This window comes from Enterobacter sp. MGH85, assembly GCF_001037655.1.
GTDB classification, from domain to species: Bacteria; Pseudomonadota; Gammaproteobacteria; order Enterobacterales; family Enterobacteriaceae; genus Enterobacter; species Enterobacter intestinihominis.
Genome location: NZ_KQ089925.1, coordinates 224,061 through 242,473 on the forward strand (window position 1 = coordinate 224,061; position 18,413 = coordinate 242,473).

The 18,413-nt window shown below is 56.6% G+C and carries 17 protein-coding genes, 4 tRNA genes and 1 pseudogene; 9 read left to right on the forward strand and 13 right to left on the reverse strand.

Annotation, left to right across the window (positions count from 1 at the left end; genetic code table 11):
- Positions 1 to 54 precede the first annotated feature (54 nt).
- Complete coding sequence (gene serB / locus SK51_RS00975; RefSeq protein ID WP_032676681.1) at positions 55 to 1,023, reverse strand: phosphoserine phosphatase; 969 nt, start codon at positions 1,021 to 1,023, stop codon at positions 55 to 57.
- A 117-nt stretch (positions 1,024 to 1,140) separates the two neighbouring features.
- On the opposite strand from serB, the gene SK51_RS00980 reads away from it, so the two are divergent.
- The gene (locus SK51_RS00980; RefSeq protein WP_015572615.1) at positions 1,141 to 1,785 is read left to right on the forward strand and encodes a YtjB family periplasmic protein; all 645 of its coding nucleotides are present in this window, start codon (positions 1,141 to 1,143) and stop codon (positions 1,783 to 1,785) included.
- Positions 1,786 to 1,824: 39 nt separating this feature from the next.
- The gene (gene lplA, locus SK51_RS00985) at positions 1,825 to 2,841 is read left to right on the forward strand and encodes a lipoate--protein ligase (RefSeq protein WP_023305408.1); all 1,017 of its coding nucleotides are present in this window, start codon (positions 1,825 to 1,827) and stop codon (positions 2,839 to 2,841) included.
- Positions 2,842 to 3,339: 498 nt separating this feature from the next.
- On the opposite strand, the gene deoD is transcribed toward lplA, so the two are convergent.
- The 4 genes from deoD to deoC all read right to left on the reverse strand — a co-directional run bounded on the left by deoD (position 3,340) and on the right by deoC (position 7,663).
- Complete coding sequence (gene deoD, locus SK51_RS00990) at positions 3,340 to 4,059, reverse strand: purine-nucleoside phosphorylase (RefSeq protein ID WP_003856538.1); 720 nt, start codon at positions 4,057 to 4,059, stop codon at positions 3,340 to 3,342.
- A gap of 125 nt (positions 4,060 to 4,184) precedes the next feature.
- Positions 4,185 to 5,408, reverse strand: coding sequence for a phosphopentomutase (gene deoB, locus SK51_RS00995; protein WP_022646989.1), 1,224 nt, complete (start codon positions 5,406 to 5,408; stop codon positions 4,185 to 4,187).
- A 53-nt stretch (positions 5,409 to 5,461) separates the two neighbouring features.
- Positions 5,462 to 6,784 carry a thymidine phosphorylase gene (gene deoA / locus SK51_RS01000; RefSeq protein WP_023299277.1) on the reverse strand — a complete coding sequence of 441 codons (1,323 nt, stop codon included), beginning with the start codon at positions 6,782 to 6,784 and terminating at the stop codon, positions 5,462 to 5,464.
- Positions 6,785 to 6,883: 99 nt separating this feature from the next.
- The gene (deoC, locus tag SK51_RS01005) at positions 6,884 to 7,663 is read right to left on the reverse strand and encodes a deoxyribose-phosphate aldolase (protein WP_003856543.1); all 780 of its coding nucleotides are present in this window, start codon (positions 7,661 to 7,663) and stop codon (positions 6,884 to 6,886) included.
- A gap of 263 nt (positions 7,664 to 7,926) precedes the next feature.
- Between deoC and SK51_RS01010 the strand changes: the two are divergent.
- A pseudogene (locus SK51_RS01010) lies at positions 7,927 to 9,461 on the forward strand (YjjI family glycine radical enzyme).
- The gene (locus SK51_RS01015; protein WP_023299274.1) at positions 9,436 to 10,296 is read left to right on the forward strand and encodes a YjjW family glycine radical enzyme activase; all 861 of its coding nucleotides are present in this window, start codon (positions 9,436 to 9,438) and stop codon (positions 10,294 to 10,296) included. Before SK51_RS01010 ends, SK51_RS01015 begins: the two are co-directional and overlap by 26 nt.
- Here the strand turns inward: SK51_RS01015 and SK51_RS01020 are convergent.
- From SK51_RS01020 to SK51_RS01055, 8 genes are all read right to left on the reverse strand, one after another.
- On the reverse strand, positions 10,291 to 11,073 hold the full coding sequence (locus SK51_RS01020) for a TatD family hydrolase (protein WP_022646984.1): 783 nt from the start codon (positions 11,071 to 11,073) through the stop codon (positions 10,291 to 10,293). The two genes, SK51_RS01015 and SK51_RS01020, sit on opposite strands and share 6 nt — an antisense overlap.
- Positions 11,070 to 12,122, reverse strand: a complete 1,053-nt coding sequence (locus SK51_RS01025) for a patatin-like phospholipase family protein (RefSeq protein WP_023299272.1) — start codon at positions 12,120 to 12,122, stop codon at positions 11,070 to 11,072. The genes SK51_RS01020 and SK51_RS01025 overlap by 4 nt, the downstream gene beginning before the upstream one ends.
- Positions 12,123 to 12,244: 122 nt before the next feature.
- Complete coding sequence (locus SK51_RS01030) at positions 12,245 to 12,406, reverse strand: DUF1328 domain-containing protein (protein WP_003856556.1); 162 nt, start codon at positions 12,404 to 12,406, stop codon at positions 12,245 to 12,247.
- Between the two features lie 125 nt (positions 12,407 to 12,531).
- Entirely contained in the window at positions 12,532 to 13,149 is a 618-nt protein-coding gene (gene osmY, locus SK51_RS01035) for a molecular chaperone OsmY (protein WP_022646982.1), read from the reverse strand.
- A gap of 304 nt (positions 13,150 to 13,453) precedes the next feature.
- Positions 13,454 to 15,043, reverse strand: coding sequence for a peptide chain release factor 3 (gene prfC, locus SK51_RS01040; protein WP_022646981.1), 1,590 nt, complete (start codon positions 15,041 to 15,043; stop codon positions 13,454 to 13,456).
- A 92-nt stretch (positions 15,044 to 15,135) separates the two neighbouring features.
- Positions 15,136 to 15,813: a pyrimidine 5'-nucleotidase gene (gene yjjG, locus SK51_RS01045; RefSeq protein ID WP_023299270.1), complete on the reverse strand. Its 678-nt coding sequence runs from the start codon at positions 15,811 to 15,813 to the stop codon at positions 15,136 to 15,138.
- A gap of 19 nt (positions 15,814 to 15,832) precedes the next feature.
- Entirely contained in the window at positions 15,833 to 16,276 is a 444-nt protein-coding gene (gene rimI, locus SK51_RS01050) for a ribosomal protein S18-alanine N-acetyltransferase (protein ID WP_022646979.1), read from the reverse strand.
- Positions 16,245 to 16,658 carry a DNA polymerase III subunit psi gene (locus tag SK51_RS01055; RefSeq protein ID WP_022646978.1) on the reverse strand — a complete coding sequence of 138 codons (414 nt, stop codon included), beginning with the start codon at positions 16,656 to 16,658 and terminating at the stop codon, positions 16,245 to 16,247. The genes rimI and SK51_RS01055 overlap by 32 nt, the downstream gene beginning before the upstream one ends.
- A 102-nt stretch (positions 16,659 to 16,760) precedes the next feature.
- Here SK51_RS01055 and rsmC point away from each other — a divergent pair, with 102 nt between their 5' ends.
- The 5 genes from rsmC to SK51_RS01080 all read left to right on the forward strand — a co-directional run bounded on the left by rsmC (position 16,761) and on the right by SK51_RS01080 (position 18,371).
- Positions 16,761 to 17,789, forward strand: a complete 1,029-nt coding sequence (gene rsmC, locus SK51_RS01060) for a 16S rRNA (guanine(1207)-N(2))-methyltransferase RsmC (protein ID WP_023299269.1) — start codon at positions 16,761 to 16,763, stop codon at positions 17,787 to 17,789.
- Positions 17,790 to 17,933: 144 nt separating this feature from the next.
- Positions 17,934 to 18,020 (forward strand) — tRNA-Leu (locus SK51_RS01065).
- A gap of 28 nt (positions 18,021 to 18,048) precedes the next feature.
- Positions 18,049 to 18,134 (forward strand) — tRNA-Leu (locus tag SK51_RS01070).
- 32 nt (positions 18,135 to 18,166) lie between these two features.
- Positions 18,167 to 18,252 (forward strand) — tRNA-Leu (locus tag SK51_RS01075).
- A gap of 32 nt (positions 18,253 to 18,284) precedes the next feature.
- Positions 18,285 to 18,371: transfer RNA gene (locus SK51_RS01080), tRNA-Leu, on the forward strand.
- Positions 18,372 to 18,413: the final 42 nt, after the last annotated feature.

The following is an 18,413-nucleotide window of genomic DNA, read 5'->3' on the forward strand; positions in this document are numbered from 1 at the left end:
GCGGTCTGCGCTCCGGATAGCGCTGACGCTTACCCGGCCTACAAAAGCAGGCCGCTATTTTTGATTAATGCTGCCGGAGAGAATGCAGAACACGCCCATCAGGTCAGCATGACGGATAGTGACTTCCGTCTTTTCATTCACTTTCGGCTTGGCATGGTAGGCGATACCCAGTCCGGCAACTTTGATCATCGGCAGATCGTTCGCGCCATCGCCGATGGCGACGGTCTGTTCGACCGGAATGGTGTATTTCTCCGCCAGACGCGTCAGCGTATTGGCTTTGTACTGCGCATCCACGATGTCGCCAATCACTTGTCCGGTGAGTTTTCCGTCCATGATCTCCAGCTCGTTTGCCACCACGGTGGTCAGACGCAGCTTGTCACGCAGGTAATCGGCAAAGAAGGTGAACCCACCGGAGGCAATCGCCACTTTCCAGCCGAGCGTCTCCAGCTTGAGCACCAGCTGCGTCAGCCCTGGCATCAGGGGCAGTTCATCGCGCACCTGACGCAAAATGTTCGCATCGGCTCCCTTCAGGGTCGCCACGCGTTGTCTCAGGCTAGCGGTGAAATCCAGCTCGCCGCGCATCGCGCGCTCGGTGACTTCCGCCACCAGCTCGCCGCTGCCCGCCAGTTTAGCGATCTCGTCGATACATTCGATCTGAATGGCGGTAGAGTCCATGTCCATCACCAGCAGGCCCGGCGTTTTCAGATGCGGGATCTTGCCGAGCGGGGCTACGTCCAGCCCGGCGTCGTGCGCCAGACGCGTGGCGCGCTGCGTCAGGGAACCCGCCAGGCGAATAACCTGATAATCTTCCACGCACCAGGCCGCAACGATGACCATCGCTGCGCCCAGTTTAGTTTGATACTGGGTGAGGCGTTGCTTATCCAGGCCGCGTCCGTACAGCAGCCAGCCGCTACGGCCAGCGTGGTAATCGAGAGGCATCACCTCATCGCCACTTAAAGAGAGCGGCAATCCTGGCCATAAAGAGACATCCGTTGGCAGGTCGCACCAGGTAATGTTCGGCATTGAAGCTCCTGTAATTTCGTTCGCGCCGGAAGGTTCCAGAGGGAAAATAACGCATGAGGCTACCCTGTAACCATCACTTCTGGCAACATTAAGCCGTAAATTTTAAGCAGGTGGAATATGGCTCGCGCAAAACTGAAATTCCGGCTTCATCGCGCCGTGATTGTCCTGATCTGTCTCGCACTATTAGTGGCGCTTATGCAGGGGGCATCCTGGTTTAGCCAGAATCACCAACGACAGCGTAACCCACAGTTTGAAGAACTGGCCCGTACGCTGGCGCGCCAGGTGACGCTCAACGTTGCGCCGTCTATGCGCACCGAAACGCCGGATGACAAGCGGATAGCGCAGGTATTGCGCCAGCTTACGGAAAACAGCCGCATTCTGGATGCGGGCGTGTACGATGAACAGGGCGACCTGATTGCCCGCGCGGGTGAGCATGTCGACGTGCGCGACAGGCTGGCGCTGGACGGCAAAAAAGCTGGCGGTTATTTCAATCAACAAATCGTTGAACCCATTCAGGGCAAGAATGGCCCACTCGGCTATTTACGTCTGACACTCGACACCCACACCCTGCCAACCGAAGCCAAACAGGTGGATAACACCACCAATATTTTGCGCCTGATGCTGCTGCTCTCGCTGGCGATTGGCGTGGTACTGGCGCGCACGCTGCTGCAAGGCAAGCGCACCCGCTGGCAGCAGTCGCCGTTCCTGTTAACCGCCAGCAAGTCAGTTCCCGAAGAGGAAGAGAGCGAGAAGAAAGAATAGTGATAAAGTAGGCGGATGATTCGGAAAAGGAACTCTGCCATGTCGACGTTACGCCTGCTTATCTCTGACTCTTACGATCCCTGGTTTAATCTCGCGGTGGAAGAGTGCATCTTCCGCCAGATGCCCGCCACCCAGCGCGTCCTGTTTCTCTGGCGCAACGCTGATACGGTCGTTATTGGCCGCGCGCAAAATCCGTGGAAAGAGTGTAACACCCGCCGTATGGAAGAGGACAACGTCCGCCTGGCGCGCCGCAGCAGCGGCGGCGGTGCGGTGTTCCACGATCTCGGCAACACCTGCTTTACCTTTATGGCGGGCAAGCCGGAATACGACAAAACCATCTCGACCTCCATTGTGCTCAACGCGCTCAATTCGCTCGGCGTGACGGCTGAAGCCTCGGGTCGTAACGATCTGGTAGTGAAAACACCTGAAGGCGACCGGAAAGTGTCAGGCTCAGCCTACCGCGAAACGATGGATCGCGGATTCCACCACGGCACATTATTGCTGAATGCCGATCTGAGCCGTCTGGCAAACTATCTGAACCCGGACAAGAAAAAGCTCCAGGCGAAAGGCATTACCTCCGTGCGCGGTCGCGTGGCGAATCTGGTGGATCTGCTGCCGGGGATTACTCATGAGCAGATTTGCGACGCGATCCGTGAAGCCTTCTTCGAACATTACGGTGAGCGGGTAGAAGCTGAAGTGATCTCCCCTGACAAAACACCGGACCTGCCCAACTTCGCGGAAACCTTTGCGCGCCAGAGCAGCTGGGAGTGGAACTTCGGTCAGGCACCGGCGTTTTCACACCTGCTGGATGAGCGATTTACATGGGGCGGCGTTGAGCTGCACTTTGACGTGGAGAAGGGCCATATTACCCGCACGCAGGTCTTTACGGATAGTCTCAATCCTGCACCGCTGGAGGCGCTGGCCGCACGTTTACAGGGCTGTCTGTATCGGGCGGATATGTTGCAGCAGGAGTGTGATGCATTGATTGGGGATTTTCCGGAGCAGGAAAAAGAGCTGCGGGATGTATCGGCGTGGATTGCTCAGGCCGTGCGCTAAGTGCAAACTGGTGCCCTCACCCCAACCCTCTCCCACAGGGCTGAGGGATCCCCAGTAATTTTTTTATGCAGAAGCGATAAAGTTGCTTTCTAAATGACTGAGGGCTGTCAGCGATGCCCTGGTCCGGCTGTAAATCGCTGAGGCGTTTCCTGCAGGCCGGGGCGAGGCGCAGGGATGCGCCGAGAGGGCGGCTTTACAGGGACGTTGCCTCCGCCCGTACCCGATAAGCCGGAAGGAATAAGCCGAGGGCACCGCGAAGCGGCGATTTACCGCCGGGAGCCCGGGTCGCCAGGGTGGTGGCGACTGAGCCACCCTGGCACGTTCACCGGTCATGTCATTACAGAGTAGCAAGGAACATAAAGTGAACGGAATGACCACCACCGCCGTATGTTCCCCTCACCCTAACCCTCTCCCCGGAGGGGCGAGGGGATTGCTCAGTGCTCGCATTAATTTGTGGGGAACCCTCAGCCCACAGGGAGAGGGAGGGAAGAGACAGAATTACTCTTTATCGCCCAGCAGAACGGATTCCAGCGCGATTTTGATCATGTCGTTGAAGGTGGTCTGACGCTCGGCAGCGGTGGTCTGCTCGTGAGTACGGATATGGTCAGACACGGTGCAGATGGTCAGCGCTTTCGCACCGAATTCAGCCGCCACGCCGTAGATACCGGCCGCTTCCATTTCTACGCCCAGAATGCCGTATTTTTCCATCACGTCGAACATGTCGCCTTCTGGCGAGTAGAACAGATCGGCAGAGAACAGGTTGCCCACGCGCGCGTCAACGCCCAGCGCTTTTGCTGCGTCAACCGCGTTACGCACCATGTCAAAATCAGCGATGGCCGCAAAGTCATGATCTTTAAAGCGAATGCGGTTGACTTTAGAGTCGGTGCACGCGCCCATGCCGATCACCACGTCACGCAGCTTAACGTCCATGCGCACCGCGCCGCAGGAGCCGACACGGATGATTTTCTTCACACCGAAATCGGTGATCAGCTCTTTGGTGTAGATGGAGCAGGATGGGATACCCATGCCGTGACCCATCACGGAGATTTTGCGGCCTTTATAGGTACCGGTGAAGCCCAGCATGCCACGCACGTTGTTCACTTCACGCACGTCTTCGAGGAAGGTTTCAGCAATGTGCTTCGCGCGCAGCGGGTCGCCCGGCATCAATACGACGTCAGCGAAATCACCCATTTCTGCATTAATGTGAGGAGTTGCCATCTTCAGTTCCTTTTACATTGTTGTTTTTGCCGGGTGGCGGCTGCGCCTTACCCGGCCTACATTCTGTTCTCCCTCTCCCTGTGGGAGAGGGTCGGGGTGAGGGCATCAGGCCTCACCCAATCCGTTTAGAACATAGCCTTGCCATATTCCATGTCAGACGTACCAAAGTATTTCGCAATCGTCTGGCCGATGTCCGCGAAGGTTTCACGATGACCCAGCGAGCCCGGTTTGACTTTCGGGCCGTACACCAGCACCGGAATGTGCTCACGGGTGTGGTCGGTACCGGTCCAGGTCGGGTCACAGCCATGGTCAGCGGTCAGGATCAGAATGTCATCTTCCCCCACCAGCTCCATCAGCTCTGGCAGACGGCGGTCAAACAGCTCCAGACCCGCGGCATAACCGGCAACGTCGCGACGGTGACCCCAGGAGGAGTCGAAGTCCACGAAGTTGGTGAAGACAATGGTCTTGTCGCCCGCTTCTTTCATCTCTTTGATGGTGGCGTCGAACAGCGCATCCAGACCGGTCGCTTTGACCTTTTTGGTGATGCCGCAGTTAGCGTAGATGTCCGCGATTTTACCTACGGAAACGACCTGGCCGTCTTTCTCGTCGACGAGTTTTTGCAGCACGGTCGGCGCCGGTGGCTCCACGGCCAGATCGTGACGGTTGCCGGTACGCTGGAAGTTACCCGCTTTGTCGCCGATAAACGGACGCGCGATAACACGGCCAATGTTGTAGCCGCCTTCGGTAAGCTCTTCACGGGCGATCTCGCACAGCTCGTACAATTTATCCAGGCCAAACGTCTCTTCGTGGCAGGCGATCTGGAACACAGAGTCAGCAGAGGTATAGAAAATCGGTTTGCCGGTTTTCATGTGCTCTTCGCCGAGCTGATCCAGAATCACGGTACCGGAAGAGTGGCAGTTGCCGAGGTAGCCCGGCAGGTTGGCGCGCTTCACCAGCTTATCAAGCAGCTCCTGCGGGAAGCTGTTCTCGTGATCGGAGAAGTAACCCCAGTCAAACAGCACCGGCACGCCAGCGATTTCCCAGTGACCGGACGGCGTATCTTTACCGGAAGAGAGCTCGTGCGCCCACGCGTAGGCGCCCACCACTTCCGCGTTTCCGTCCATACCGGCTGCGATTTTACCGGTAGAACCTTCATGCGCTTTTACCAGCCCGAGGCGGGTCAGGTTTGGCAGGTTCAGAGGGCCTTTACGACCGTTGTCCGCTTCGCCTTTTGCACAGGCTTCCGCGATGTGACCCAGGGTATCGGAACCCACGTCACCAAAACGTTCTGCATCTTCGGTTGCGCCGATGCCGAATGAGTCCAGCACCATAATAAATGCACGTTTCATAATTGTTCTCCGTACTTAGTGCTTCATAAAAATGCGATCAGATCAGTATACCGCTATTCAGTGATACGACGATAGACCGTCGGTGTGGTTTCCGGTGCTTTATCGTCAAGAGTTATTGCCGCCTTCACCGCTTTCGCCGCGTCCTGCCAGCTGGCTTCGTCTTTCGCGTGGATCACCGCCAGCGGACGTTGGCCGTCAACGCTGTCGCCCAGACGGGCCATATCGGTAAAGCCGACGCTGTAATCAATGGTGTCCGATGCCTGACGACGACCGCCGCCCATAGACACGACCGCCATGCCGAGCGCGCGGGTATCCATAGCCGAGACAAAGCCTTCACTGTCCGCATAGACCGCTTTGCTGAGCATCGCGGTGGGCAGGTATTTCGCGTAGTTTTCCACGAAGTCGGTCGGGCCTTTCTGCGCCGCCACCATCCGACCAAAGATCTCCGCCGCTTTGCCGTTGTCCAGCACAGCCTGAAGCTTCGCGCGCGCGTCAGCGTCGTCTTTGGCCAGCTTGCCGGAGATGAGCATCTCAACGCACAGCGCCATGGTGACATCGAACAGGCGCGGGTTACGGTATTCGCCTGTGAGGAACTGCACGGCCTCGCGGACTTCAACGGCGTTACCGGCGCTGGACGCCAGCACCTGGTTCATGTCCGTCAGCAGTGCGGTGGTGCGCACGCCCGCGCCGTTGGAAACGCCAACGATCGCTTCAGCCAGCGCCTCAGAGAGTTCATAGGTCGGCATAAACGCGCCGCTGCCCACTTTCACATCCATCACCAGTGCGTCCAGCCCTTCCGCCAGCTTTTTGGCGAGGATAGAGGCGGTGATCAGCGGGATGGAGTCTACGGTCGCGGTAATGTCACGCGTCGCGTAGAAACGCTTGTCTGCTGGCGCAAGAGAGCTGGTCTGGCCGATAATCGCCACGCCAACGTCTTTAATAATGTCGCGGAAGCGGTTGTCATCCGGGAAGATATCGAAGCCCGGAATGGCTTCCAGTTTGTCGAGCGTACCGCCGGTATGACCCAGGCCGCGCCCGGAAATCATCGGGATGTAACCGCCGCAGGCTGCCACCATCGGGCCAAGCATCAGGGAGGTCACGTCGCCCACGCCGCCGGTGGAGTGTTTGTCCACAATCGGGCCGTTGAGGTTAAGGCTTTTCCAGTCCAGAACGGTTCCTGAATCTCGCATCGCCATGGTCAGGGACACGCGCTCAGGCATCGACATATCGTGGAAGAAAATGGTCATCGCCAGAGCCGCAATCTGCCCTTCAGAGATGGTGTTATCACGAATGCCGTTGATAAAGAAGCGGATCTCTTCGTCGCTTAATGCATGACCATCACGTTTTTTACGAATAATTTCTTGTGCGAGAAACACGGTAACCTCCATGCGGAATCGGGTGAATGGCGGCGGGTATGTTGACCCGCCCTACGATCCTGTAGGCCGGGTTAGCGTAGGCCACCCGGCAATTCAAACTTAGTAGCTGCTTGCGCTCTTACCGTCACCGTGACCCAGCGCTTTCAGCAGGCTGGCCAGCAGGCTGGACGCGCCGAAGCGGTAGTGGCGGGAGTCCGCCCAGTCGGCGCCGAACAGCTCGTCGGCAATCGCCAGGAACTGCTGCGCGTCTTCTGCGGTACGCACGCCGCCTGCCGGTTTGAAGCCAACGGTTTTGGACACGCCCATATCACGGATAACTTCCATCATGATGCGCGCGCTTTCCGGAGTCGCGTTGACCGGCACTTTACCGGTAGAGGTTTTAATGAAATCCGCGCCCGCTTTGATAGAGATTTCAGACGCTTTACGAATCAGCGCCTCTTCTTTCAGCTCGCCGGTTTCGATGATCACTTTAAGCAGCACGTTTGCCGCCGCACATGCGTCTTTACAGGCTTTCACCAGGTCAAAACCGACCTGCTCGTTGCCGGCGATCAGCGCGCGGTACGGGAAAACCACGTCAACTTCGTCTGCGCCGTACGCAATCGCCGCGCGGGTTTCCGCCAGCGCGATCTCGATGTCGTCATTACCGTGCGGGAAGTTAGTCACGGTCGCAATGCGCACGTCCGGCGTGCCCTGTTCTTTCAGCGTTTTGCGGGCAATCGGGATAAAGCGCGGATAGATACAGACGGCGGCGGTATTACCCACTGGCGTTTTTGCCTGATGGCACAGGGCGATGACTTTTTCATTGGTGTCGTCATCATTCAGGGTGGTCAGGTCCATCAGTTTCAACGCGCGCAGGCTGCTTGCAGTTAAATCGGTCATAACATTCTCCAACGGCAGTGCCGTATAAATTTTACCTTGCGGGTCTGTGAGTATTCTAACATTCACCCGCATCCACACTTCGACATTCATCACAGTTAATAAAAACTGTGTGCAAATTTGCATTACTGTAATGAGATCTTCTTCAAACTTTCATGCGTCAACCGCCGACAAAAACAGCGATACCCCCTGTCGGATCAAAAGCCCCGGCAGGCTGGCTTCTTACAATTCGTTCACCATCCGCAGAACCCTCAAGGAAGTTGAACATGCCCGACGCCCTGCAACAACGATGCCTGCACATTGTGACCAGCCCGGTGTTAACCCCGGAACAAAAACGTCATTTTCTGGCGCTGGAAGCGGAGAACAATCTGCTCTATCCCGCTCTGCCAGAGGCGGCCCGCGCCGCGCTGGACGAGGGATACATCTGCGACATGTTCGAAGGTCATGCGCCTTACAAACCGCGCTACGTGCTGCCGGACTACGCTAAATTTCTGGCTAACGGCTCAGAATGGCTGGAGCTGGAAGGGGCGAAAGATCTGGATGATGCCCTCTCACTGCTCACTATCCTTTATCACCATGTTCCGTCCGTCACATCAATGCCAGTCTATCTGGGTCAGCTCGATGAGATACTCAACCCATATGTTAAAATTCTAACACAGGATGAAATCGATAGCCGAATAAAACGTTTCTGGCGTTACCTGGACAGAACCCTGCCCGATGCCTTTATGCATGCCAATATCGGCCCGGCGGATACGCCCGTCACGCGTGCCATTTTGCGAGCGGACGCAGAGCTGAAGCAGGTCGCGCCGAACCTGACCTTTATTTACGACCCGGACGTCACCCCTGACGATCTGCTGCTGAGCGTGGCGAAAAACATTTGCGGGTGCAGTAAGCCGCATATTTCCAATGGCCCGGTGAATGATAAAATTTTCACAAAAGGTCGTTATGGCGTGGTGAGCTGTTACAACTCCCTGCCGCTGGCGGGCGGCGGCAGCACGCTGGTGCGCCTTAACCTGAAAGCGATTGCGGAGCACAGCCGCTCACCGGAAGACTTTTTCACCCGTACCCTTCCCCACTACTGCCAGCAACAAATCGCGATCATTAATGCGCGCTGCGATTTTTTATATGAACAATCCGGCTTCTTTGAGAATAGCTTCCTGGTGAAAGAGGGGCTGATTGATGCCGATCGTTTTGTACCGATGTTTGGCATGTACGGTCTGGCCGAAGCGGTAAACGTGCTGTGCGAGAAAGCAGGCATTACGGGACGGTACGGTAAAAACGAGCAGGCCAATGCGCTGGGTTACCGCATCAGTGAACAGCTGGCGGCGTTCGTTGAAAACACGCCGGTGAAACACGGCTGGCAGCACCGCGCGATGCTGCACGCGCAGTCAGGGATCAGTTCTGATTCAGGCACCACGCCGGGGGCGCGTCTGCCGTACGGTGACGAGCCAGATCCCATCAGCCACCTGCTGGCCATAGCCCCGCATCATAAACACTATCATTCGGGGATCAGCGATATTCTCACCCTGGATGAGACGGTTAAACGCAATCCTCAGGCGGTGGTGCAGCTGTGCCTGGGAGCGTTCAACGCCGGTATGCGTGAGTTCACCGCGAATGTGGCCGGAAACGACCTGGTGCGCGTCACCGGGTATATGGTGCGGCTCTCCGACCTGGAGAAATATCGGGAGGCCGGCTCGCGCACCAACACCACCTGGCTCGGCGAGGAGGCCGCGCGCAATACCGTATTCTGGAACGTCAGCCACGCGTGATAAGCCATGAACAGCAGATGCGCTTTAGTTAGTCAGGTTATTCCCTTCTCCTGCGTGGACGGGCCGGGCAGCCGCCTGGCGCTGTTCCTCCAGGGCTGTAACCTGCGCTGCAAAACCTGCCACAACCCGTGGACCATCGGGCGCTGCAACGACTGCGGCGACTGTGTTCCCCACTGTCCTCATGATGCGCTGACGATTCAGGCCGGGCGCGTCTGGTGGCAGGAGAGTCACTGTCAGCAGTGCGATACCTGCCTGCACCTGTGTCAGCAGCAGGCGACGCCGATGGCGCAGCGATACAGCGTCGAGGAGATCCTCTCACGGATCCGCACGTCCGCGCCGTTTATTGAGGGCGTGACCGTCAGCGGGGGTGAGGCCACCACGCAGCTGCCGTTTGTGGTTGCGCTGTTCACCGCGATCAAAGCCGATCCGTCCCTGCGCCATCTGACGTGCCTGGTGGACAGCAACGGCCTGTTAAGCGAAACCGGCTGGCAAAAGCTGTTACCGGTGTTTGACGGCGCGATGGTGGATCTGAAAGCCTGGGGCAATGAACATCACCGTTTTCTGACCGGGCGCGAAAACACGCTGATCAAGCAGAGCATCCGCTGGCTGGCCGATCGTCATCGCCTGACGGAGCTGCGCCTGCTGGTGATCCCCGATCGGTGTGATTATCTGCAACATCTGTCATCGCTGACCGCTTTTATCCACGCGTTGGGGAACGTTCCGGTGCGGATCAACGCGTTTCATGCCCATGGGGTTTACGGGGAGGCGGCGCGATGGCGGAGCGCCGCGCCGGAGGACATCGAGCCGCTGGCGCAGGCCCTGGAAAGGCAGCAGATCACGGTGATCCGCCCGGCCCTTTATCTATAGCGTGATGCCGAAGACCGCGCGGGTATTTTCCAGCAGCGCGCTGGCAATCACATCTTCAGGCTCCTGACGCAGCTCGCACAGCACATCAAAAACGCGCGCCGCCTGCTCCGGACGGTTGGGCTGGCCCTGAAAACCATTCAGCGGCATGTCAGGGGCATCCGTTTCCAGCAGGAGCGAAGACAGGGGGAGCTGCGCCATCACATCCCGGGTTTTGCTGGCACGCGGATAGGTGATAGTGCCACCGACACCAATTTTATAGCCCAGCTCGATAAAACGCTGCGCCTGCTGAAGGCTTCCAGCGAAACCATGGACCACACCCCTGCGCGGCACGTCGATGCGCTTCAGGTGCATCGCCAGTTTGTCATGGGTGCGCCTGGAGTGGAGGATCACCGGCAGATCGTGGCGCTTTGCCAGCCGGAGCTGCGCATCCAGGATCGTCTGCTGGCGTTCAAACTGCGGATCTTCACGATAGAGATCGAGGCCGATCTCACCGATGGCAACCAGCTTCGTATCCGCGTTTTGCAGCGTGGCATCCAGCCTGTCGAGATGGTCATCAAGATGGTGCTCAATCACGATCGGATGCAGACCCAGCGCGGCATACAGCGCATCGTGACCCTGGGCAAGCGCCAGGACTTTCTCGAATCTCGCCGCTTCAATAGCGGGCACAATAATGGCTCTCACACCGGCCTCAGCCGCACGCGCAATACTTGATGTTTCCTCCCCGCTAAACGGCGGGAAATCAAAGTGGCAATGGGTATCGATAAAAGAGTGCGTCACGCCAGGTCCTCGTTATCGAGTATGCCGTCGTTGGCCTGCGGCGCGTCCACCAGCGGCATCGCCACCGCGTCATTGGCCACACTAGCGGGTGGCAATATGATGCTTTTATGCCGATGAAGAGGCGGTTGCTCGGCCAGCATTTTCCCGACGGTCGCCAGGAAGTATCGCCCGCATAGCCGCCCCGTTTTGTAATCCATACGCAACGCAGGCAGCCGACTGCCCAGCGCCATGCTCAGCAGCGGCTTCGGCGGATAAATTTCAAAGATGCGCAGCTTGCCCGGTGGTTTTTCAATAAAACGCTGCATCGCGCCGTAGGTGGTTTCATGCTGCTTCGCGATATTCACCAGCGGTTGCAGGCTGCTGTCGCCCAGCCAGCGTTCCATCCGCTTAAACCACTGTGGGGTGTAATACATCTGCGAAGGCACCGTGCGGATCACCACAATGGTTTTCGCCCCGCGCCGCGCGGCCTCCTGTACCGGCACCGCGTCGCTGATACCGCCGTCAAGATAGTTTATCCCCTCCAGCAGCGCGCCGGTACGGTAGAAACCCGGGATCGCGCTGGAAGCGCGAATGATATCCAGCCAGTTCTCTTTCTGCGGCGAAAAGTAACCCGGCGAATAGTCATCGCCACGGCTGGCGCACATCCAGAACGCTTTGCCGGTATCGAACAGTCGTGACGCGGTATCCATGGCCAGCGGCATCTGGCTGGAGGTGGCATCCAGTAACCAGTCGAGATCGATCAGGTTCCCGCCGCGCACGAAGCGTACCGGATTGAAGAATTCTTTGGAGGTGGTGTAGCGCATAATCACTTTGCGCGCATAGCCGGGCTGGTTGCAGACATAGGCGGAGAGGTTCTGCGCCCCGGCAGAGGTACCGAAGTAGAGATCGAACGGGTTGAATTGCGCGCGCATAAATTCGTCGAGCACGCCGGCGGTAAAAATACCGCGCTGCCCGCCCCCTTCACAGACCAGCGCAAGCTGGCCTGCATGAAACGGTTTTAACGTCAGCGGCGCAATATTGCCGAGCGTCACGGGAATTCGTTGCCCCACCTCTGCCTTCCTGTTTTCATTATTTTGATGAGACACAGTAACGCACATTCCCGATGGTTCTCAAACGAGAAAAAGCCAGTCACGAGGACTGGCTTGAGTTTGTTTAATAACTATTGCGTTTGCTACGGGCGACGTCGACCCGTAAACAGGCTGACCAGGAACAGAATAATACCGACGACGAAAACAATTTTCGCTGCCCATGCCGCGGTACCCGCCAGTCCACCAAAGCCCAATGCGGCGGCAATTAACGCGATAACCAGAAATATAATGCCCCAACGAAACATAAGCCTCTCCTTTACCATAGTTAATGTCGGCCGCTAAACGTGAGCGCTCAGGTCACTCACCGGCTTTTCCAGAGTCGTTTTTATTTCGCCCGCGGTTTTCAGCCAGACGGGCGAGTGGTACTGCTTTACTTCGTTTTCAGATCGTTTTTGACGCTTTTCACACCATCAATAGCTTTCGCAATTGACTCGGCACGATCGCTTTGTGCCTGGTTCTCAACCGTACCGGACAGCTGGACCACACCATCGGTGGTTTCAACTTTCACCATACGGGATGGCACGATGTCGTCAGCTAACAGTTTAGCTTTGATTTCGCTGGTAGTTGCTGCATCTCCGGCATAGCCCTTCACCGACGATTCTTTGCTGTCACGTACGTGCAGTTTGTCGCTTACAGAGCTTACGCCCTCAACGCCTTTCGCTACTTTAACGGCCTCTTCAGCCTGGGTCTGGCTTTCAACGAAACCGCTCAGAGTGACAACCTTGTTGTCGGTTTTAACAGAAATATCGGTGCTCTTAATGGATTCATGATCCACCAGTGCGGCTTTCACTTTTGCTGTGATAGAGCTGTCATCCATGAAATTACCGACTTTATTCATAGAGCTATCGATTTTTTCCCCTGCGGTATTAGCGGTATTTTGCGCTTTATCCATGGTGCTGGATTCCGCCAGAGCAGAACCGCTTACCAGGACACTACCCAACGTTACAGCCAGCAGAGTTTTAGAAATCTTCAGTCTTGTCATATTCATCGATTTATTCCTGTGTTTTGCCCGTTATTTGGGCGACATACTTCCCTAAATCTTGGTTTTATATATTGCGAATTAACACACGGGCGAAATGGAGAACCAGTGGACATGCATTGAACAGTTAATTCATCCACGCCCGGTGCTAAACACTGAGTTAAATATAGATCACAATCAGAGGGGTGCATTCAGAATTGGGGAAAAAACGAACGAATAGCGAAAAATTACGTTGAATTAAGAACATTCCGCAAGGGTTTAATAACACTGGAATTAAAGAAGAGCACGGCGGCTGCCGTGCTCTGAGAGGGAATTAATGCTCGCGCGTTTTGCGGAATTGAACGTCGGGATAACGTTCCTGCGTCAGGTTCAGGTTAACCATAGTCGGGGCGATATAGGTCAGATTATCGCCACCGTCCAGCGCCAGCTGAACTTCGTTCTTACGCTTAAACTCTTCGAATTTCTTCACGTCTGAACATTCAACCCAGCGCGCGGTCGCCACGTTCACCGATTCGTAAATCGCTTCCACGTTGTACTCGCTCTTAAGACGGGCAACTACCACGTCAAACTGGAGCACACCCACCGCGCCCACGATCAGATCGTTGTTGGCGATAGGGCGGAACACCTGTACAGCCCCCTCTTCCGAAAGCTGGACCAGGCCTTTCAGCAGCTGCTTCTGCTTAAGCGGATCGCGCAGGCGAATGCGACGGAACAGTTCCGGCGCGAAGTTCGGGATACCGGTGAACTTCATCATCTCGCCCTGCGTGAAGGTATCGCCGATCTGAATGGTACCGTGGTTGTGTAAACCAATGATGTCACCCGGATAGGCTTCTTCCACGTGGGAACGGTCGCCCGCCATGAAGGTCAGCGCGTCGGAAATCACTACGTCTTTACCAATACGCACCTGACGCAGCTTCATGCCCTTTTCGTACTTACCGGAAACCACGCGCATAAAGGCGACGCGGTCGCGGTGTTTCGGGTCCATGTTGGCCTGAATTTTAAAGACGAAGCCGGAGAACTTCTCTTCCTTCGCTTCTACTTCGCGGGTGTCGGTTTTACGCGGCATCGGCTGCGGGGCCCACTCAACCAGACCGTCGAGCATATGGTCAACGCCGAAGTTGCCGAGTGCGGTACCGAAGAAGACCGGGGTAATGTCACCGCTCAGGAACAGTTCTCTGTCGAACTCGTGAGAAGCGCCTTTGACCAGCTCAAGCTCATCGCGCAGTTGCGCGGCCAGCTCTTCACCGACAGCGGCGTCCAGCTCCGGGTTGTCCAGCCCTTTCACGATGCGGACTTCCTGAATAGTGTGGCCCTTACCGGTCTGATACAGGTAGGTTTCGTCTTTATAGAGGTGGTAAACCCCTTTGAACAGCTTGCCGCAGCCAATCGGCCAGGTGATTGGCGCGCAGGCGATTTTCAGCTCGTTTTCCACTTCATCCATCAGCTCCATCGGATCACGGATGTCACGGTCGAGTTTGTTCATAAAGGTAAGGATCGGCGTATCGCGCAGACGAGTGACTTCCATCAGCTTGCGGGTACGATCTTCAACACCTTTCGCGGCGTCGATCACCATCAGGCAGCAGTCCACCGCCGTCAGGGTACGGTAGGTATCTTCGGAGAAGTCTTCGTGCCCCGGGGTGTCCAGCAGGTTCACCAGGCAGTCATGATACGGGAACTGCATCACGGAGGTGGTAATCGAAATACCACGCTGCTTTTCCATCTCCATCCAGTCGGATTTAGCATGCTGGCTGGAGCCACGGCCTTTAACGGTACCCGCGGTCTGGATCGCCTGTCCGAACAGCAACACCTTCTCGGTGATGGTCGTTTTACCGGCATCCGGGTGCGAGATAATGGCAAAAGTGCGGCGTTTGGCCACCTCTTGCAGATAAGGAGACAACGTCATAATCAATTCTTCTTAGGTAAGCGCGGCAGCAGGCCGCGCATCATGGAATACGAAAAATGCGGCTATTTTACCCATCAACAGGGGGCAGGCAATCATTGTTTACACAGGAGCTGCTCCAGTTCGTTCAATGACGTAACGGTCCAGGTCGGCTCGATGCCTTCCGGCAGCGTGCGGCCATGCGCATTCAGCCAGACGGTCGACAGGCCCGATCTCATACCTCCCAGAATATCAGATTCTGCTGTATCCCCCACCATCAGCACGCGATCGCGGTCAGGATTGCCCGCTTGCGCCAGCGCATAATCGAAAATACGCGGATCCGGCTTCGGCACGCCTACCTCTTCGGAGATCACCAGCGCGTTGAAATGATCGCGCAAGCCAGTGCGTTCAAGGCGGATCTGCTGAAGCGCGGTAAAGCCGTTGGTGATGATCCCAAGCTTCACCTTCCCTTTCAGCGAATCCAGCAGAGAAACGGCGCCGGGCAACGGCGCGCAGATATCTGCCATTGCATTCAGGAAGGCCTCGTTCAGCACCCCAGGACTGATGTTTAACCGTTCAGCCCAGACGTCAAAACGCTGATGCTGAAGCTGTAACGCGGTGATGGCTCCGTTCTGGTAATCCACCCACAGCGGCTTGTTCACCGCCTGATAGTCCTGAAAATCTTCCGCGGTGAACGTCACGCTATAGTCGAGAAACATCCGCTGTAGGCCGCCGAACGAGTCAAACGTAAACAGCGTTTCGTCGGCATCAAAGAAAATCCAGTCCCATTTCATCGTTACAACCTTATTTTCGTTATCCAATCGGCAGAGCCATGATAATGGCGTCTTCACGTCCCTCTGCGGTGGGGTAGTAGTTACGGCGGATAGTCGCCTCGTTGAAGCCTAAGCTTTCATAGAGCGCGATGGCGGCGACATTGGACGCGCGCACCTCCAGCCACAGGGTGAAAACGTCACGGGTTTCCAGCTCACGAATGAGGTGCTCAAGCAGATCCCTGCCCAGCCCGCGGCGCTGGTAAGCGGGATCGACCGCGATATTAAACAGCGTCGCCTCGTCCAGAACGACCTGCGTGATGGCGAACGCGGCCATCGCACCGTCAACGTCCAGGCGGAGATTTAAATAGCGTTCGCCCTGATTGCTGGCAAACGTCTTTTCGCTCCACGGAAAGGCATGGGCGCGTGTTTCAATCGCGAACGCGGTGGCCAGGTCAGCCGTCGTGAGGGAAGAAATCGTGTTCATATTCGCAAATTTGTTGCCATAGCGCGCTACGCGCTTTTGGGTTGGCTTTCAGTTCGTCCAGCGCTGGCGAGCTGATCTGGCTTCCTTCAAGAGGTAGCTCATCCACCGCCCCGATTCGCCAGCTGTTACAGCGGCTGTCAGGGGGAAGCATCGCGACGCTTTCGGGCGCCAGCTGTAATACCTGATCGTTTGTCACCTTCAGGGTGCGAAGGACATCCTCAATCAGGGGTTCGTTCAGGGCAGGCGGCGCTTCTGCCACCATCACCAGGCGGACATGCGCAGGGATGGAGATGGCTATTTCGCCCCGCAACGCCGTCGGGCGACGCAAAGCCCACTGGGTGATGCCCAGCTGCTGCAACTGCCAGTCTCGTCGGGATGTCATAGCGAAAACTCCTGTCTCTCAGGCGCGCAAATATAGCAAATGTGTCGAAACTGCGCCATCTACCTACTATAATCCCCGCCTGAGTTTATTGAGGAACAATTCATGTCTGCATTTACCCCGGCAAGTGAAGTCTTGCTGCGTCACAGTGATGATTTCGAAGAAAGCCGTATTCTGTTTGCCGGAGATATGCAGGATGACCTGCCCGCACGTTTCGACTGTGCTGAAAGCCGTGCCCACACCCAATACTACCACCACTGGCAGGTGCTGAGCCGCCAGATGGGCGAGCGCGCACGCTTTAGCCTGGTGGCGGAGCAGAGCGATATTGCTGACTGCGATACGCTCATTTACTACTGGCCGAAGAACAAACCGGAAGCCCAGTTCCAGCTGATGAACCTGCTTTCTCTGCTGCCGATCGGCTGCGATATTTTTGTCGTCGGTGAGAACCGCAGCGGGGTGCGAAGCGCAGAGCAGATGCTCGAAGGCTACGCGCCGTTGACGAAAATCGACAGCGCCCGACGCTGCGGCCTGTATCATGGCCGTCTGGAAAAACAGACCACTTTTGATGCCAACACCTTCTGGGACGAGTACCAGCTTGACGGACTGACCATTAAAACCCTGCCGGGTGTGTTTAGCCGTGACGCGCTTGATACGGGCAGCAAGCTGCTGCTGTCCACCCTGACGCCGCACACCAAGGGCAAGGTGCTGGATGTCGGCTGTGGCGCGGGCGTGCTGTCAACGGTTCTCGCCAGCCACTCACCAAAAGTGCGTTTAACCCTGTGTGACGTGAGCGCCCCGGCGGTAGAAGCCAGCCGCGCCACGCTTGCTGCGAATGGCATTGAAGGCGAAGTGATTGCCAGCAACGTCTTCTCCGACGTGACCGGTCGCTTTGACATGATCATCTCTAACCCGCCGTTCCACGACGGGATGGAAACCAGCCTTGAAGCGGCGCAAACGCTGATCCGTGGCGCAACCCGTCACCTTAACAGCGGCGGTGAGCTACGTATTGTGGCGAATGCCTTCCTGGCGTATCCGAAAGTGCTGGATGAAACCTTCGGCTTCCACGAAGTGATCGCCCAGACAGGCCGCTTTAAGGTGTATCGCACCGTGATGACGCGCCAGGCGAAAAAGTAATTCCCCTGCCCGGCGATGGCTGACGCTGCCATCGCCCATTTTTGCAGCAATCAAAACAACGTGCGCAATTTTCTGTTGACGTAAAGCTGAAAACATCTAGAATGCGCCTCCGTGGTTACGATACTTTTACAGTGTCGATGGTATGCGAAGGTGGCGGAATTGGTAGACGCGCTAGCTTCAGGTGTTAGTGTCCTTACGGACGTGGGGGTTCAAGTCCCCCCCCTCGCACCATAAATCACGTTGATATTGCTCGCACTGGGCGAAGGTGGCGGAATTGGTAGACGCGCTAGCTTCAGGTGTTAGTGTCCTTAGGATGTGGGGGTTCGAGTCCCCCCCCTCGCACCAACGAGGCGATATCAAACCAGTAAGATGACTGTGCGAAGGTGGCGGAATTGGTAGACGCGCTAGCTTCAGGTGTTAGTGTCCTTAGGATGTGGGGGTTCGAGTCCCCCCCCTCGCACCAACGAGGCGATATCAAACCAGTAAGATGACTGTGCGAAGGTGGCGGAATTGGTAGACGCGCTAGCTTCAGGTGTTAGTGTCCTTACGGACGTGGGGGTTCAAGTCCCCCCCCTCGCACCAATTATCTTACATCCCTTCAGCAGTACCTCTTGTTTTTCCCTT